The sequence below is a fragment of the Haloarcula sp. K1 genome (assembly GCF_001647155.1).
Taxonomy (GTDB): domain Archaea; phylum Halobacteriota; class Halobacteria; order Halobacteriales; family Haloarculaceae; genus Haloarcula; species Haloarcula hispanica.
On sequence record NZ_LRHL01000034.1, the window covers coordinates 165,276 to 181,034 of the forward strand.

General features: G+C 63.3%; 15 protein-coding genes. 9 read left to right on the top strand and 6 right to left on the bottom strand.

The annotated features are described in order from the left end of the window. The first annotated feature begins 2 nt into the window (after positions 1-2). Positions 3-713, top strand: a complete 711-nt coding sequence (sop2, locus tag AV929_RS11445) for a sensory rhodopsin II (RefSeq protein WP_014039718.1) — start codon at positions 3-5, stop codon at positions 711-713. A gap of 301 nt (positions 714-1,014) precedes the next feature. Here the strand turns inward: sop2 and AV929_RS11450 are convergent, their stop codons facing one another. Continuing rightward, the gene (locus tag AV929_RS11450) at positions 1,015-1,347 is read right to left on the bottom strand and encodes a hypothetical protein (protein ID WP_014039719.1); all 333 of its coding nucleotides are present in this window, start codon (positions 1,345-1,347) and stop codon (positions 1,015-1,017) included. Positions 1,348-1,490: 143 nt separating this feature from the next. Further along, on the bottom strand, positions 1,491-2,450 hold the full coding sequence (locus tag AV929_RS11455) for a transcription initiation factor IIB family protein (protein ID WP_008310442.1): 960 nt from the start codon (positions 2,448-2,450) through the stop codon (positions 1,491-1,493). 265 nt (positions 2,451-2,715) lie between these two features. Here AV929_RS11455 and AV929_RS11460 point away from each other — a divergent pair, with 265 nt between their 5' ends. Both AV929_RS11460 and AV929_RS11465 read left to right on the top strand, forming a co-directional pair. Further along, positions 2,716-3,240 (top strand): hypothetical protein, encoded by a 525-nt coding sequence (locus AV929_RS11460; RefSeq protein ID WP_014039720.1) that lies wholly within the window; start codon positions 2,716-2,718, stop codon positions 3,238-3,240. Beyond that, the gene (locus AV929_RS11465; protein ID WP_064288309.1) at positions 3,237-3,962 is read left to right on the top strand and encodes an RNA methyltransferase; all 726 of its coding nucleotides are present in this window, start codon (positions 3,237-3,239) and stop codon (positions 3,960-3,962) included. Before AV929_RS11460 ends, AV929_RS11465 begins: the two co-directional genes overlap by 4 nt. Positions 3,963-3,965: 3 nt before the next feature. Here AV929_RS11465 and AV929_RS11470 read toward each other — a convergent pair whose 3' ends face one another. Beyond that, on the bottom strand, positions 3,966-6,440 hold the full coding sequence (locus AV929_RS11470; protein ID WP_064288310.1) for a bacterio-opsin activator domain-containing protein: 2,475 nt from the start codon (positions 6,438-6,440) through the stop codon (positions 3,966-3,968). 300 nt (positions 6,441-6,740) lie between these two features. Here AV929_RS11470 and AV929_RS11475 point away from each other — a divergent pair, with 300 nt between their 5' ends. Both AV929_RS11475 and AV929_RS11480 read left to right on the top strand, forming a co-directional pair. Continuing rightward, entirely contained in the window at positions 6,741-7,229 is a 489-nt protein-coding gene (locus tag AV929_RS11475; protein WP_050006915.1) for an HTH domain-containing protein, read from the top strand. A gap of 61 nt (positions 7,230-7,290) precedes the next feature. Further along, positions 7,291-7,710, top strand: a complete 420-nt coding sequence (locus tag AV929_RS11480) for a hypothetical protein (protein ID WP_014039724.1) — start codon at positions 7,291-7,293, stop codon at positions 7,708-7,710. Here the strand turns inward: AV929_RS11480 and gatE are convergent. After that, positions 7,707-9,578 carry a Glu-tRNA(Gln) amidotransferase subunit GatE gene (gene gatE, locus AV929_RS11485; RefSeq protein ID WP_050037660.1) on the bottom strand — a complete coding sequence of 624 codons (1,872 nt, stop codon included), beginning with the start codon at positions 9,576-9,578 and terminating at the stop codon, positions 7,707-7,709. The genes AV929_RS11480 and gatE overlap by 4 nt on opposite strands. An 88-nt stretch (positions 9,579-9,666) precedes the next feature. On the opposite strand from gatE, the gene AV929_RS11490 reads away from it, so the two are divergent. Continuing rightward, the gene (locus AV929_RS11490; protein ID WP_064288311.1) at positions 9,667-10,461 is read left to right on the top strand and encodes a hypothetical protein; all 795 of its coding nucleotides are present in this window, start codon (positions 9,667-9,669) and stop codon (positions 10,459-10,461) included. A 34-nt stretch (positions 10,462-10,495) separates the two neighbouring features. On the opposite strand, the gene AV929_RS11495 is transcribed toward AV929_RS11490, so the two are convergent. Next, the gene (locus AV929_RS11495) at positions 10,496-10,792 is read right to left on the bottom strand and encodes a hypothetical protein (protein WP_044951716.1); all 297 of its coding nucleotides are present in this window, start codon (positions 10,790-10,792) and stop codon (positions 10,496-10,498) included. 157 nt (positions 10,793-10,949) lie between these two features. Here AV929_RS11495 and AV929_RS11500 point away from each other — a divergent pair, with 157 nt between their 5' ends. Further along, entirely contained in the window at positions 10,950-11,450 is a 501-nt protein-coding gene (locus AV929_RS11500) for a GNAT family N-acetyltransferase (protein WP_064288312.1), read from the top strand. A 343-nt stretch (positions 11,451-11,793) separates the two neighbouring features. Here AV929_RS11500 and AV929_RS11505 read toward each other — a convergent pair whose 3' ends face one another. Beyond that, a complete protein-coding gene (locus AV929_RS11505) occupies positions 11,794-13,200 on the bottom strand; it encodes a class II fumarate hydratase (protein ID WP_014039729.1) in 1,407 nt (468 codons plus the stop codon). Positions 13,201-13,766: 566 nt separating this feature from the next. On the opposite strand from AV929_RS11505, the gene AV929_RS11510 reads away from it, so the two are divergent. Then, complete coding sequence (locus AV929_RS11510; protein WP_014039730.1) at positions 13,767-14,831, top strand: carbohydrate ABC transporter permease; 1,065 nt, start codon at positions 13,767-13,769, stop codon at positions 14,829-14,831. After that, positions 14,828-15,757 (top strand): carbohydrate ABC transporter permease, encoded by a 930-nt coding sequence (locus AV929_RS11515; protein ID WP_014039731.1) that lies wholly within the window; start codon positions 14,828-14,830, stop codon positions 15,755-15,757. Before AV929_RS11510 ends, AV929_RS11515 begins: the two co-directional genes overlap by 4 nt. Positions 15,758-15,759: the final 2 nt, after the last annotated feature.

The window sequence follows — 15,759 nt, forward strand, 5'->3', positions numbered from 1 at the left end:
CAATGGCAACCATAACGACCTGGTTCACGCTGGGACTACTGGGTGAACTGCTCGGGACGGCCGTGCTGGCATACGGCTACACGCTCGTCCCCGAAGAGACGCGGAAGCGCTACCTCCTGTTGATAGCGATTCCCGGTATCGCCATCGTCGCCTACGCCCTGATGGCGCTCGGCTTCGGAGCGATGCAGAGCCAGGGCCACACGGTGTACGTGATCCGTTACGTTGACTGGCTGTTGACGACGCCGCTCAACGTCTGGTTCCTGGCGCTCCTTGCCGGTGCAAGCCGGGAGGACACGGTGAAACTCGTCGTCCTGCAGGCGTTGACTATCGTCTTCGGGTTCGCCGGCGCGGTCACGCCATCGCCGGTCAGCTACGTGCTGTTCGCGGTCGGCGCGGCGCTGTTCGGCGGCGTCATCTATCTCCTCTACGGGAACATTGCGGCGGCTGCGAAGTCGACCCTGTCCGACATAGAGATCAGCCTGTACCGCACGCTCCGGAACTTCGTCGTCGTCCTCTGGATGGTGTATCCGGTCGTGTGGCTGCTCGGTGCGGCAGGAGTGGGCCTCATGGACGTCGAGACTGCGACACTCGTGATCGTGTACCTCGACGTGGTCACGAAAGTCGGCTTCGGCGTCATTGCCTTGCTGGCAATGATGGACCTCGGCTCAGTCGGCGAGAGTGCCGAGGAGCCGACGGCGGTTGCAGGGGACTAGCGAGGGGCGCGAACGAAGCGAGGGGCGCGAACGAAGCGAGGGGCGCGAACAGAGTGAGCGGCCCTCGTTGTCGCGAGCGGGGAGGAACGATCCGCGAGCAGTGAGCGGCCCTCGTTGTTGCGAGCGGCGACGGAAGGAGCCGTGAGCACTGAGTCGCCCTCGAAAATGCGAGCGGGGAGAGCGACCCGCAAGCACTGGGTCGGCCTCGTTGACGCGGTCGGCGGCGGAAAACCCGCGAGCGGTCCCGACTTTGCGAGAAACTCACGGCACGTCGTTGTGTCGCCTCAGCAGTGCCGGTCTTTCAGGACCGGTCCTCATTGACGCCACCAGACGGTTCTGCTTCGTCAGTCGCGTCGGTTGCCTCGGTCTCGTCTACGCTATCGAGTGCCTCCGGAAGCTGGTTCTCAATCAGCCAGAACGTCAACCGGTAGACGCCGTAGCCGAGCAGGACGAACAGCACTAAGTCGATGAGATACAGTTCGACGAACTCGAGGAGCGAGATTTCGCTGAGCGCGAGGTCACCGGACAGGATAAGAAACTCCAGCGTGGCGACGACGAACAGCGCGGGTGCAAAGAGGATCACGAGTCCGATAACGAGAATTGCGAGCCGTTTCTGTGCGGGCGAGACAGGCATACCTACGGTATTGGCGTCCAGACAGATAGTTCTGCACGCCTACCCAGCCAGTACCGGGCGGCTACGTTACACGACAGCTGTCAGCGCAGCGAATAAACGGCGACCAGAGAACGACGCTACTGCACAACAGGGAACGCGCCCGGTCAGTGGATGCCCATCGCTTCGATCTGCTCCTGATACCGGTTCCGGATGGTGACCTCTGTCACCTGGGCCACATCGGCGACCTCACGCTGGGTCTTCTTTTCGTTACACAGCAGCGAGGCGGCGTAGATGGCCGCGGCGGCGTAGCCGGTGGGTGATTTCCCCGAGAGCAGGCCCTGCTCGGCGGTGGTGTCGATGATCTCGTTGGCCTTGGACTGGACTTCCTCGGAGAGTTCCAGTTCGGATGCAAAGCGGGGCACGTACTGCTTGGGGTCGACCGGCTCCATCTTCAGTTCGAGTTCCTGGGCGACGTACCGATACGTCCGCCCGATCTCCTTCTGCTCGACCCGGGAGACGTCCGAGACCTCCTCCAGGCTCCGTGGGATACCTTCCTGTCGACAGGCCGCGTACAGACAGGCCGTGGCGACGCCCTCGATGGAGCGACCGCGGATGAGGTCCTCGTTGAGCGCGCGTCGGTAGATGACCGACGCGACCTCTCGAACCGACCGTGGCACACCGAGCGCGCTGGCCATGCGGTCGATCTCCGACAGCGCGAACTGCAGGTTCCGCTCGCCGGCGTCTTTGGTTCGGATGCGTTCCTGCCACTTTCGGAGGCGGTGCATCTGGCTTCGCTTCTCCGAGGAGAGTGACCGACCGTAGGCGTCCTTGTCCTTCCAGTCGATCTGTGTGGTCAGCCCCTTGTCGTGCATCGTCTGGGTCGTGGGGGCTCCGACGCGTGACTTGGACTGGCGTTCAGAGTGATTGAACGCCCGCCACTCCGGCCCGCGGTCGATGTTCTCGTCCTCGATGACGAGGCCACAGTCCTCGCAGACGAGTTCACCACCGCCGTCGCTAGATATGGACTCCGACTCACACTCGGGGCAGGTCTGCTGGCCCGTGCTCTCGGACTCCTCCTCGCGTTCCTCCTGGTCAGAATCCCGCTGGCGCGTCGGCCGTTCCATGTGTTCTTTTACGGAGAAAAGCCAATCACGTATAAATGTTTGGGCGAGACCAACAGTTTTGCCTGATCTGGATGCTGGCCGCGGATGCTAGCTGGAATAATCATGTTAAATTTAGCTAGAACTGTCTATGTTTCGAACGAGCGGTGGGTGTAACCGGCTGACACACCCCGTTCACACTCCGCGATGATGCTGGAGCGCGGACGGATCGGTAGCGGTCGACCGGCATATCGCGCTCTTTTAGTCCGGGACTCTCCCACTCTGACGTATGAGCAAGGTCAATATCGGGCTTCGTGGCTGGCGCTTCGACGAGGACGTACTCGGGCCGGACGGACGGGTCCGGCCGCTCAAGACGATGGAGCCGGAAACCCGGCAGCGGCTGCTGGTGCTCGCAGAGCGGGTCGTCGACCCCTGTGACGCCTGCTGGCTGATTCACGGCGACGAAGACATCGAGCAGTGCAACGTCGCGGATGCTATTTACGGGGAGCCGATGGGCGAGGTGGTTGTCTGTTCGGACCACGAGACGGATTTCATCTACTGGTTCCGCGAGGAGGGCGGCGAGGCCCACGCTGGAGAGACGGACCTGGCCTCGGCCTTCCACGAGTGGTTCCTCGACGGGAACCGCGCCCCCGAGGGATATGTCGGCCTCGAACACGTCGAGGAGGACCCGACAGCGCTGCCGGAGGCCCCCGACAGGGACGAAGCGATTCCGGGACTCGAAGAGGAAGTCGAGCAGATGGACGAGGAAGACCTCGACACAATTGATATGGACCTGAGCGACCTGGACGTATGATTTCGGTCGCCGTCGTCGACGCGGAGACGCCGGGCAACGTCGGCACCATCGCCCGGTCGATGAAGAACTTCGGCCTGTCGGAGCTGTTACTTGTCGACCCGCCGGAACTGGACCCCGATGGCGAAGCGTACGGCTTCGCCGGACAGGCCCGCGACGACATCCTCCCGAACGCCCGGACGGTGACGTTCGACGAGATCGTCGAGAACTACCACACCGTCGCCTGCACGGCGACGACGAACGAGGACCCCGCCAACCACGTCCGGTATCCGGCGACGACGCCGGCCGACCTTGCCGACTCGCTTCAGGATGTCGAGGGCGACATCTGCGTCGTCTTCGGCCGCGAACGGGTCGGGCTCTCGAACGACGAACTCGCACGGCTGGACGTCGTCTGCTCTATCCCGGCCAGCGCGTCGTACCCGGTGTTGAACCTCGGTCAGGCGGCCACCATCGTGCTCTACGAACTCCGCGAGCTAACTGTCGACGAGACCCAGCACCCCGAACAGCTGCACACGCTCGCCGCGACGCCGGCCGTCGAGGGGCTACACGAGGAGTTCGACCGCTTCCTCGGCGCTATCGGTCACCCCGAAGAGAAACAGCACAAGGCCCGGCGGCTGTTCCGCCGGGTGCTCGGGCGTGCACAACCCACTGGCCGGGAGACAAAGACCCTCCGCGGCCTGTTCCGGCAGGCCCGACAGCGAATCGAGCGTGCCGAAGACGAGTGAGGTTCAGTCGTGTTTCCCGGGACCGGTTCCGGAGTCGAACAGCGCGCCGATGACGGCGTCGTGAGCCTTCCGCAACCGGTAGTGCAAGGTCGGCGCGGAAATGTCGAGTGTCGCAGCCAGTTCCTCCGCGGAACTCCCTCGCGGCCAGTCGTAGTAGCCGCGTGCGTAGGCAGTCTTGAGTGCGGCGGCCTGTTTCGGCGTCAGCCGGTCGCGTATCCGCGTCTGGAAATCCGTGGCCGTCGAGACTGGCTGGTCGACGTACTGCTTGCTCCGCAGTTCTGTCCCGGGCGCGATCTCTTGAATCGCCTCGACGACGGCGCGGACGTTGATGTCCGGTGCCATCTCCGCTGTGAACCGCAGGTCGCCGTCCGCTGCGACGGCCCGCCGCACGGCCCCGCCGTAATCTGCGAGCGTGTCGAGCGGCGATGCGGATATCTCGTCGAGCGCGACTTCGAGCAGGGGCGCTCGGTTCTCCGCCGCCGTTTCCACGACGGTACAGGACTCGACCGAGGGCGTCTCAGTGAGCGCCTGACACACCCGGTCAGTGTCCACACCGCTGATGCGAACGTAGTGGAGGCAGTTCCCGGAACTGGTCGGGACGCGCCGTTCGAGCGTAAACGAACAGTCGAGCATCGCTGAGAGGCCGGCGAAGGCGTCGTCGGAGTCCGGCGTCAGGAATTCGAGTTCGACCGTTGTCGCCGCCAGCAGTGACTGCTGACTGTGGACTCGCTGGATAGAAAGCGCGATAAGTCGCCCTAGATCGGCCAGGATACTCGACTCACGACAGCCAATCGTGGCTTCTGTCGATGCATACACCATCAGGACGCCGTACGTGGTCTCGCCAGTTGTCAGGGGAACAGCCGCGACGGAGCAGCGGTCTGCGAGTAGTGGGCGGTCCATCCCGGTGTCCGAGGGCGTCGACACGTCGGAGATATCCTCGACGACCTGTACCTCGCCGGTGTCGATGGCATCGATGGCGAGACTGTGCTCGCCGGGCGAAATATGCTCCGGCGTTGCCGTGTCGATCCCAGCGGCGGCACTCAGTGTTATCCTCGTGGCACTCCCGCGGCTCCCGGCCCACACGGCCTGGTACAGGTCCGGTTCAGTGAGATGCGTACACACTGCCGATTCGATTTCCTCACGCGTCTGTGTGTCCTGTAGCGCCTTCGCGATCTCTCTGCCCAGCACGTTGAGCCGCTGTGTCTGTTCGAGTTCGTCACGCTGTCGTTCGAGTTCGGCCTGCCGGTCTTTGTGCGCAGTGATGTCTCGGGCGACGAAAATGACGGTATCGAGGTCGTACGTGCGGCTTTCCAGCGGCGCGACCCGCGCCTCGAACCACCGCTTGCCACCGGGAAGCTGCAGTTTGTACTCCACAGATTGGAACGACCCGGTCCGCAGGGCTGCACGAACGGTCGCCAGTAGCGAATCAGCGGTGTCGTGGGGAAGAAACTCGTGTAGCGTCTGACCGACAAGCGTGTCCGTATCGTCGACTGTCACCATCGTCTCGGGATCGGTCGGACAGTCGAGAAATCGCCCTTCCGCATCAATGATGAAACTGGGGTCTGGGAGGGCAGTATTCAACGCGCTTCGCTGTTCCGTGTGGCGCTGTCGTTCGAGTTCGTAGCCCGCCCAGTCCGAGAGCAACCGGACGAACGTCAGATCCCACTGCGTGAACACTGTCTCGCGTGGTTCCAGCCCGTAGAAGCAGAACGTCCCGTACACGGCCCCGTCGACGACGACGGGCGCGCCGATGTAGTTCGCGATTCCCCACTCCGGGTCAGCGAGGTCCGGCGCGTCCGCAGCAACGTCACTGATCGCGAGCGGTTCGCGGTGTTCGACGACGTGTCTGCAGTTCGGGAGGTCCTCGATGCTGGTCGTGCTGCCGGCTTCGAGGTCGGCAGTCGCCGGTGCAGTGACTGCCTCGAACACGTACTCGTCACCGTGGACCCGGGAGAGCGTCCCAAACGACGTATCGAGCGTCTCACAGCCGAGTTCTAGCAGCGCGTCGAGTTGTTCTGTGAATGTCCGGTTCGCGTCGGTACAGATATCGTAGGCCGCTTCGAGCACTGACTCCCGTTGCTTGCGGGCCGTGATGTCGATATGTGCGATGGACGCATACGTCTCCCCGTCGATAGTGAACGGGGCGGCGTACAACCGGAACCACCGTTGCGATGACGGGGCGTGACATGGATATTCAAGTTCGAACGTGGGTTGTTCGCCAGCGAGGACGGTTCTGATCCCGTCGGCTGCCTGTTGCCCGGTCGCGTCGTCAGCCATGTCAGCGACGTCGAAGTAGTTCACGCCCAGCGTATTCGGTGTCAGCTCTGTTCCGTTTGCCCGGCCGAACTCGCTCCACGTCTCGTTCGTCGAGAGGATCACCCCGGACTCGTCTACGATCGCAAACATGAGTGGTAGTGTATCCATGGCTGGCCCATACAGGGCTGGGATATCATGGCCATCCATGACACTTGGGACCATGAGTCAAAGTGTGGCGGCGAGCTACTTAACGCCCGGTGTCTAGTTAGAATAGTAATATTTTCTCGTGGAACACGTCTGTGGTGAATACTATGCAGAAATCGAACTCCAGAGCTCTATTCGGGCTGATTTGAACACAAACTTGGCAAAACAACTACCAGATATTCACATACTAACCAATTACCGATTGACCCAGATATATCACCCATGAATCCGATTCGTCCCGATTTATTCTAGGGGCCTAGAGAGAGTGCTTAGGACAGTTACCGCTGTATCGAGGCACAGGATACTCAACATCTCACTATGGATTCCACTGCCAATCCGGTTCGCGTCGAACTGTTCGTCCGGTCCCTCTGTCCGGGAGATGCAACGCAACAACAGAACTACCTGATTGACCGGTTACAGGCTCTCGAGGACGCGGGCTATATCGAGGATCTGTCGATATTAATCTGGGGGCGCCGGATCGAACCGCGGCTCGCACAGCGGACTGCGGAGGGACGACACCTGTTGGAGCGGCTTTCCATGTTCGAACAGTGGGAGCGCGACGCCGATGCCTCGCTTGCCGCCTTCGACTGGGAGCACCCGCTGACGAACATGGTTTCTGACGAATCGGTCAGCGTGATCACGCTGCCGACGCTTGCCCTCGCCGAATACGTTGATGATGACCTCACGCACGTCGCCCCCTGTACGCGGGATGGAACGGTCCACCGCGTCACCGACCGTGTCAACCGTCTCGCGGATGCCGCAGACCTAGCCGACGAACTCGAGCACGAGCGTACCGTGGTACAATAGCGTTCGAACCGCCCCAAACCTGCCACGATAGCTGTCCCCATCCAGCACCATACCAATCAAAATGAATACGAAACAAACTGAGATCCCCGACTCGCTTCCGCTGGACGACCGACTGTCGCTCCTGTCGTCGCACTACCGGCGGTACCTCCTGTACGGGCTTTCACAGTACACGACGCCGGTTTCACTAGCCGTACTCACGGATACGGTGACCGAATTCGAACACGGGACACCGGCCGAACAGCACCGCGACGAGCGACTCAAGATTTACACGGCCCTCTATCACAACCACCTTCCGCGGCTGGTCGATGCCGGTGTCGTCCAGTACAACCAGTCGGAAGATATGGTCGATATCGGGCCGAACGCGCCGGCCCTCGTCCCGCTGCTCGAGTCGACGATCGAACACGACCTGTCCGCGAGCGGTAATGGCCTGTCATCGAACGCCGTCGATATCGACTCTTTACGCCCCGAACGGAGCAATTAAGCCCGCTTCTGTATCTCCGAGCGCAACACGTCGCTAACTGTATCGCCGTCAGCTTTGCCACGGAGTGCGCCCATGCACTCGCCCATCAGCGCCGAGAACGCCCCCATCCCCTCTTCGGCGATCTGGTCCTCGTGGCGCTCGACGACCTCGACAACGGCGTCCCGGACCTCCGACTCGTCGACGCCGCCCAGTCCTTCCTGCTCGACGGCTTCCTGGGCCGTCAGCGACGGGTTCTCTGCGAGGGCTGTCAGGAGGTCCTCGATCCCCTCACGCGGCACGTCTCCGCCATCGACCAGCAGGATTGCGCCCCACAGGTGCTCGTCGGTGAGGTTCCCGACGGGCACGTCGTCGCGGCGGAGTTCGGTCAGCGTCGACTCCAGCGTCCCGGCGGCCAGCGTCGGGTCGACGCCCTCGCCTTCCACAAGCGCCTCGAACAGCGGCCACCGCTGGCCGTAGGCGACCTGTTCGGCGAGGCCGGAGCCGAGGTCGAACTCGCTCTCGTACCGGTCGACCTTCTGGGTGAGTAGCTCCGGAGTCTCGACTTCGGTCACGTCGGGTTCGACCGGTGGCACGTCCGTCTCGGGGTACATCCGGGCCGCGCCGGGGAGCGGTCGGAGGTACCGCGACGTGGCGTCCTCGTTCGCGTCCCGCGTCTCCTCGGGGACGCCTTCGAGCGCGGTCTCGGCCCGTTCGGCAACGGCGTCGATAGCCAGTTCGGCGGTCTCCGGGTCGTCGGCGACGATGGCGACAGCGTCCTCGGGACCTGCGCCGACGGCGTCCCGAAGTGCCTCGACTTCCGCCTCGGTGACGCCGTAGGCCGGGAGTTCGTCGGTGTGGAAGATGCCGCCCGCGCCGTGGCGCTTGGCGTGGTCGGACAGCTCCGTCCCGAGCCGGCGGTCGGGCTGAATCTCGCGGCCGACCAGGCCGTCGAAGCCCGAAAGCAGGAGGCCCTGTACCTCGCCGCCCGAGGAGAGCGCGCCTTCGATGACGCCCGACTCCGTGTCTTCGAACACCCCGGTCACGTCCTGTGGCTCGCCGACGGCGGCGTCGCGTCCGGCGAGTTCGTCGGCGATGTCCAGCAGTTCGACCTGCCGGCGGACCTCGTTGCGGACGAGGTCGTCGATGTCGTCGAGGCTCTGGACGCCCTTCAGTTCGATTCGTGCGCCCTCCTCGATGGAGACGTTCACGTCCTGTCGGATGGTCCCGAGGCCGCGCTTGACCTTCCCGGTCGAACGGAGGAGCATCCCGATTCGCTCGGCGGCCTCGCGGGCCTGCTCGGGCGAACTGATGTCCGGCTTCGTGCCGATTTCGACCAGCGGGATGCCGAGCCGGTCGAGCGAGAACCGGACACCGTCGGCGGTCTCCTCGACGCGCTGGCAGGACTCCTCCTCCAGTAGCATGTCCTCGATACCGACCGGGCCGGCGCTCGTCTCGATGGCCCCGTCGTTAGCGACCAGCATCGACCGCTGGAACCCCGTGGTGTTCGACCCGTCGACGACGATTTTTCGCATGACGTTCACCTGGTCGACGACGGACATATCCAGTAGCTGGGCGATTTCCAGCGTCGTCTCCATCGCCTCGCGGTCGACGCGGTGGGGTGGCTCGTCGTCCTCCTCGACGAGGCAGGTCGTGTCGTAGGCCAGGTACTCGAACTCCCGGTCGACCATGCTCTCCTCTAAGGCCGCCTGGTCGATCTCCCCGAGCTCGCTCTTTGTCGGGTGCAGATAGCGGGTAAAGGAGCGCTCGCTCTCCTCGGGTTCGCGGATCGTCGTCGGACAGTCACAGAACAGCTTCGTCGCGGTGTCGAGTTGCTGGTGGATCTCCAGCCCGGCGACGAGCCCCAGCTCCTCGTAGTCGTACTCGGTCATTGTCGAGGTGTCCGGGACCGGGGGCCAAAAAACGCACCCTTCCCGCGCTCGCCGCCGTGCTTTTGACGCTCTCTCCCTCACTGTCAGTATGCGCTGGCTGTCGACAGCCGCGGTGGCCGTCCTGCTCCTGACAGCCGGCTGTAACGCCTTCGTCGGCGCTGAGGCCGCAAATCAGGGTACCGTCACGCCGGCCCCGGTCCCGACAGCAGCGGAGTCGGACACGGCAACGACGCTGGACTCGCCGCCCGGCGTTACCACGGAGCGCCTCGAAAACGTCGCGCTCCTGTCCGCCGCCCACCGGCAGGCACTCAACGGCACTACCTACACTCTGAACGAACGCTACACCGAGCTCACAATCGGGAACGACAGCAGCTCCGTCCGGCGCACCGAGACTGTCGCCGTCGAATCACCGACGCGGTATCGCGACGAGATGGTCAGACTGACGACTGACTCGAACGGGACCGTCGGGCGGTACGAGCAGTCGACCTACGCCGACGGCACCAACTGGTACGAGCGGCGGGACGACGGCACCGTCGAGCGCCAGCGCGGCGAGGTCCGCTTCAGCCGCGACAAGTACGCTTACCGGACGGCGTTCTACCTGAATCGCTACGCCGTGGTCAACCAGAGTTCTACGACCGTCGTCACCAGTGACGGCAGCCAGGCCTACCGGATTCGCGGTTCGGGCGGTGAGATTCCGACTACAGAACGGCTGGAGGAACTCCGAATTGAACTGCTGGTCGAACCCGCGGGCCTTGTCCGCCGATTCAGCGTTTGGTATCGCACCGAAGACCGCATCGTCGAATACAGCTTCTGGTACGAGGACATCGGCGAGACGACGGCGGAGCGGCCGGCGTGGCTCAACGAATCAACGCCGATGAACTGAGTCGGGCCAGCACGCGGCACCGCGCATCCAGCGGCTAGAGACGGTCCGTTTCCGTTCGAACTTCGTCGGTTCCGGACGTGCTCCCGGCCCGGTCGTCGTAGTACTTCCGGCCGATGAAATCGTCGTCGAGGTTCCCGACGAGGGAGTTATACAGCCCCTCTGCGGACTGGTACGTGGCTTCGCTGGTCCGAGCCAGCACCTCACTCATTTCGACGGAGTCGCCGTTCTGGGCGACCAGCTCGACGTCGCCGAGCTGGTGGACGATAGTGGTGTGGTCGGCGGGGAACTCACAGGCCTGGTCGAACAACTGCAACGTTTCCGAGTAACGCATCTGTATCACATACTCCGTTTCATAATTAAAAAACATTATGAATTTGGATTGTCCGGTGATCATCCTCGCCGACCAGATCCGGTTGTTGAGGCGAGACCTGATATTTCGATCCACTTGCGCGGGAAAACATATCACACACCGTGACATACGTTTCCATATGACAGTCAGACCGGCAACTCCGGATGATGTGACGGCAATCAACCAGGTTGCGACGGCTGCCTGGGAGACGGATTACCCGTTGCTCACCCAGGAAACAGTCGAAGACGGCGTTGGCGACTGGTATTCGCCCGAGCAGATCGAATCGGAACTGGTCGAATCGCAGACGCTCTTGTTCGTCGCCGAGCGCGAGGGACGCGTTGTCGGGTTCGCACACGCGACGTGGCACGAAACCGACCGCGTGGGGTACATTCTCCGGCTGTACGTCCATCCCGACTACAGGCGCGAGGGAATCGGCCGGACCCTGCTAGAACGGACCTGCGAGGAACTGTTCGAGCACGACATCGACCGGATCAACGCGATGGTCCTTTCGGCGAACGAGCCCGGAGCCGAGTTCTACAAGGGGTTCGGGTTCGAGTTCGCCGACGAGAGCGAAACCGAAATCGGCGGCGAGCGCTACCCCGAGAGCCGCTACGTCCTTGCGGACGAGTCGCGGGTCTAGAAGCATCAGCCGTGGTGGCCCAATGCTGTTTCCCGCGGTGACGGCTGTCCGTCGGCACAGAACCGACCAGAAAACAGAGACACAACAGGGGACACTGCTGTTCGCGGCTCCCGCTGTCGTCGCTCGCATTTCTGAAGGCTCCGCTTCGCCCAGCCATTGCCACTCCTTCACGGCGCCGTTCCGATACGAGAGCCCTCACTCCGTTCGGCTCTCGCTGCTCACGGGTCGTTCCTCCCCGCTCGCCTATCCGAAGGCTTCGCTTCGCTCAGCCTTCGCTACTCCATCACGGCTCCTCACGTCGCCGTTCCGGTACGAGGGCCGCTCACTCCGTTCGCGCCCCTCGCTACTCGTCGCCGAGGATACCACGCTTCGTCATCTTCTCGGGGTCGAGCACGTCGTCGACCTCGTCCTCGTCGAGGTAGCCCTCTTCGAGGACCACCTCGCGGATGGTCTTCTCCTCGGCGAGCGCCTTCTTCGCGACCTTGCTCGCCTTGTCGTAGCCGATGGCGGGGTTGAGCGCCGTCGCCAGCGCCATGCTCTGCTCGACGCGTTCGGCGCAGTGCTCGGCGTCGGCCTCCAGTTTGGCGACGAACTTCTCGCCGAACACCGCGCTGCTGTTGGCGATGAGCTTGGCCGACTGCAGGAAGTTCGAAGCCAGCACGGGCTTGTAGAGGTTCAGGTCGATCTGGCCCTCGGCAGCGCCGGCCGAGACGGCGGCGTCGTTGCCGACGACCTGCTTGTGGACCTGATTGACCGCCTCGGCGACAACGGGGTTGATCTTCCCGGGCATGATCGAGGAGCCGGGCTGGTTCTCCGGCTGGTCGATCTCGCCGAGGCCGTTGCGGGGCCCGGACGCGAGCAGTCGGAGGTCGTTGGCGATCTTGTTCAGCGAGCCGGCGACCGTCCGGAGCGCACCGTGGGCCTCGGACATCGCGTCGTGGGCGGCCTGGGCCTCGAAGTGGTTGTCGGCCTCGCGGAACTCCAGGCCGGTTTCCTCGCTGATGTACGCCGCCGCTTTCGCCGGGAACTCGGGATGAGTGTTCAGGCCGGTCCCGACCGCGGTTCCGCCGAGGGCGAGTTCGGCGAGGCGACCGTGCGTGTCCTGCACCCGGGAGATTCCCTTCTCGACCTGCGTGCGGTAGCCGCCGAACTCCTGGCCCAGCGTCACCGGGGTCGCGTCCTGGAGGTGGGTTCGACCGGTCTTGACGACGTTCTCGAACTCGTCTTCCTTGGCTTCGAGTTCGTCGCGAAGCGTCTTCAGGCCGGGAATCACGTCCTTCTCGACGGCCTCCAGCGAGGCGACGTGCATCGCCGTCGGAATCACGTCGTTGCTGGACTGACCGAAGTTGACGTGGTCGTTCGGGTGGATCTCGCGGGTCCCGATGTCGCCGCCGTACAGCTCCGTGGCGCGGTTGGAGATGACCTCGTTGGCGTTCATGTTCGAGGACGTGCCTGACCCGGTCTGGAACACGTCGACGGGGAACTGGTCGTCGTGTTCGCCAGCGATGACCTCGTCGGCGGCCTCGACGATACAATCCGCCTTATCTTCCGGTATCGTTCCGAGGTCGCGGTTCGCCTGCGCGGCCGCCTTCTTGACGACGCCGAGCGCTCGGATGAACCGCCGCCCGAAAGTCACGTCGCTGATCGGGAAGTTCTCGACGGCGCGTTGCGTCTGTGCGCCCCAGTACGCGTCGGCTGGCACCTGCATTTCACCCAGACTGTCCTGCTCTGTCCGGTACTCGTCGGTCATACGTCCGGGGGGTGGTCCGCCCGGTCGTAAAACCCACCGGTACGAGTCGGGACACCACTCGGCACAGGCCTGGGGCTGCCGGGACAGTCGCTCACTGCGCACCACGGGTCCCCGGTCGGACAGCGGAGACCGTAGGGCTCAGAACCCGTGACCTGGATAAACGTGTATTATCATTCGGAAATATTAAGTAGAATCTCTCTCCACTTACCATGAGTTCGACGCCACAGAGACGTTCATGACTGATGCCCCCACAATGTCCGGTGACGGCGGTGTGTCGCTGCCGTCGTCGGCTGTCGGGGCCCGATGGGACACCGACGGACGTGACACATCGCGAACGCTCGCAGCCGGTGTACCCGCCGCGTTGCAACCGCTCGCCCGCTCGGCACGACGACGGGATGGCACACCCGTCACCGTGCGTTCCCACGCCGCCTGCCAGCCTGTGTTGGTGCGACAGGCTGGCCGGGTCGCGTGGTTACGCGCGTGCTGGCTGGCGAGACTGTGTGACTGACGACACATCCGTCGGGACGATGGACGGCGAACTCACGTCGGCGAACCACTGAACAACCATGCGCGAGATACTCAGTAGACTCCTCGCCACCGGGGGTAGGCTCCGGTCGGCGGTATCGAGAGACGAATCGGACGGCGACCAACTGGCAACAGACGGGGGGGCGACCGTGAAGACGACCCGGGGCGACTCGCTCCGGAACTCACTGCCGGTCGAGTGGGAACTCGTCGAATCCGCCCCGTTCTGGCTCCCACCAGTCCTGTTTGCGGGCTTTTTCGTCTACGGCGCTATCGCCTGGAACTTCCTCCTGTCGCTGACCGATTACAACGGCCTCGGCGGTGCACAGTACGAGACCTTCGACCTCAGTATGTACAGCCGTATGCTGAACGACGGGGCGTTCTGGCAGGCAGCACAGAACACGGTGGTGTTACTCGTCGTGTTCACCGTTCTCTGTCTGGCGCTTGGCCTGTTCGTGGCCATCCTCATCGACCAGCAGATACGCTTCGAGAACACGTTCCGAACGATATACCTGCTCCCAATGAGCCTCTCGTTCGTCGTCACAGCGACGATGTGGGCGTGGGTGTACAACGCCCGCAACGGCGTGCTCAATCAGCTCCTCCGAGTGTTCAATCTCGAAGGTGCCATCGTGGGACTACTCCGCCCGGCCGGGGTCAACGCCGAGGTCATTCAGTGGCTCTCCTGGAACACGACCGCCTTGGCGGCGGTCATCTTCGCGCTCATCTGGCAGTTCAGCGGCTACGCGATGGTCGTCTTCCTCGCCGGCCTTCGAGCAATTCCGACCGAACACTACGAGGCCGCGCGGGTCGACGGTGCGTCGACGGTTCGGATGTATGCGCGGGTAATCATCCCGCAACTCCGTGCCTCCGCGGTGTCCGCGTCGGTGGTGCTGATGGTGTTCGCGCTGAAGGCGTTCGACTTCATCTACGCGCTCCGTGGCTCACAGCCGGGGGCGAACATGGACATTCTGGCGACGATGATGTATCGGGTCGCGTTCGACAGCCTCCAGTGGGCGTACGGGTCAGCCGTCGCTATCGTGCTGTTTGCCCTCGCGCTGCTGGTCATCGGCCCGTACCTCTACAGCGAATACCGACGGGGTGAACTATGAGTATCAGAGGCGGCAATTTCATCGACGAACTCCGCAGTACAGAGAACAGTCGTATCGGCCTGTATGCCCTCCTGCTGGCGGGTATCGCCTTCTACCTCTTCCCGGTAGAGACGGCCGTGATGACGATGTTCAAGACCGAGAGCGCGTTCGCCCGGACGCTCCCGTTCGCGCCGCCGGGCACTGACGGCTTCACGCTTGAAGCGCTCAGCACCGCCTGGAACACGCTCCGGCCGGGACTTATAAACTCGCTGTTGATGGCGATCCCGGCGACGATTATGTCTGCGCTGCTTGGAAGCCTGACCGCGTACGGACTGACGACGATTAGCTGGCGCGGCCAGGTCGGCGTGGTCGTTCTCATCATCGCGGGCATCTTCATCCCCTACCAGGCCGTGCTGGTCCCGCTGGCACAGTTCTGGTTCCAGGTGTTCCCCGGACTAGTCGAGGGTTTCGTCAACACTCTCTTCGGCTTTATTACGGGCGGCAGTTGGCAGTATCCGAGCCGTAACGGCTACGTGCAGTTGCTGCAGCTGTCGGTGACCCACGCTGCGTACGGGATTCCGATCTGTACGTTGCTGTTCCGGTCGTACTACCAGAGCATCTCCGAGGAGATGATCGAGGCCGCTCGCCTCGACGGCGCGAGCGCGTTCAGCATCTACCGCAACATCATCCTCCCGCTGTCGCTGCCGATGTTCGCGGTGACGCTCATCTACCAGTTCACGCAGGTGTACAACGACCTGCTGTTTGCGCTGGTGCTCATCAACGAGCCGGCCTCGCAGGTGGCGACCCAGCGCCTCGCGGCGCTCACTGGCGGGGTCGTCCAGTCGTTCAACACCACGATGGCGGGCGCCATCGTCGCAGCACTGCCGACGCTGCTCGTCTACATCGTGTTCGGCGAACAGTTCGCGAAAGGCGTCGCTGGAGAGTAATT

Excerpts from the sequence above, each read along its gene's own strand:
- AV929_RS11500 (WP_064288312.1), top strand. The coding sequence starts at position 10,950 with ATGACAGTCAGACCGGCAACTCCGGATGATGTGACGGCAATCAACCAG.
- AV929_RS11465 (WP_064288309.1), top strand. The coding sequence starts at position 3,237 with ATGATTTCGGTCGCCGTCGTCGACGCGGAGACGCCGGGCAACGTCGGC.
- AV929_RS11470 (WP_064288310.1), bottom strand. The coding sequence starts at position 6,440 with ATGGTCCCAAGTGTCATGGATGGCCATGATATCCCAGCCCTGTATGGG.
- AV929_RS11450 (WP_014039719.1), bottom strand. The coding sequence starts at position 1,347 with ATGCCTGTCTCGCCCGCACAGAAACGGCTCGCAATTCTCGTTATCGGA.
- gatE (WP_050037660.1), bottom strand. The coding sequence starts at position 9,578 with ATGACCGAGTACGACTACGAGGAGCTGGGGCTCGTCGCCGGGCTGGAG.
- AV929_RS11455 (WP_008310442.1), bottom strand. The coding sequence starts at position 2,450 with ATGGAACGGCCGACGCGCCAGCGGGATTCTGACCAGGAGGAACGCGAG.
- AV929_RS11495 (WP_044951716.1), bottom strand. The coding sequence starts at position 10,792 with ATGCGTTACTCGGAAACGTTGCAGTTGTTCGACCAGGCCTGTGAGTTC.
- sop2 (WP_014039718.1), top strand. The coding sequence starts at position 3 with ATGGCAACCATAACGACCTGGTTCACGCTGGGACTACTGGGTGAACTG.
- AV929_RS11480 (WP_014039724.1), top strand. The coding sequence starts at position 7,291 with ATGAATACGAAACAAACTGAGATCCCCGACTCGCTTCCGCTGGACGAC.
- AV929_RS11505 (WP_014039729.1), bottom strand. The coding sequence starts at position 13,200 with ATGACCGACGAGTACCGGACAGAGCAGGACAGTCTGGGTGAAATGCAG.
- AV929_RS11490 (WP_064288311.1), top strand. The coding sequence starts at position 9,667 with ATGCGCTGGCTGTCGACAGCCGCGGTGGCCGTCCTGCTCCTGACAGCC.
- AV929_RS11460 (WP_014039720.1), top strand. The coding sequence starts at position 2,716 with ATGAGCAAGGTCAATATCGGGCTTCGTGGCTGGCGCTTCGACGAGGAC.
- AV929_RS11515 (WP_014039731.1), top strand. The coding sequence starts at position 14,828 with ATGAGTATCAGAGGCGGCAATTTCATCGACGAACTCCGCAGTACAGAG.
- AV929_RS11475 (WP_050006915.1), top strand. The coding sequence starts at position 6,741 with ATGGATTCCACTGCCAATCCGGTTCGCGTCGAACTGTTCGTCCGGTCC.
- AV929_RS11510 (WP_014039730.1), top strand. The coding sequence starts at position 13,767 with ATGCGCGAGATACTCAGTAGACTCCTCGCCACCGGGGGTAGGCTCCGG.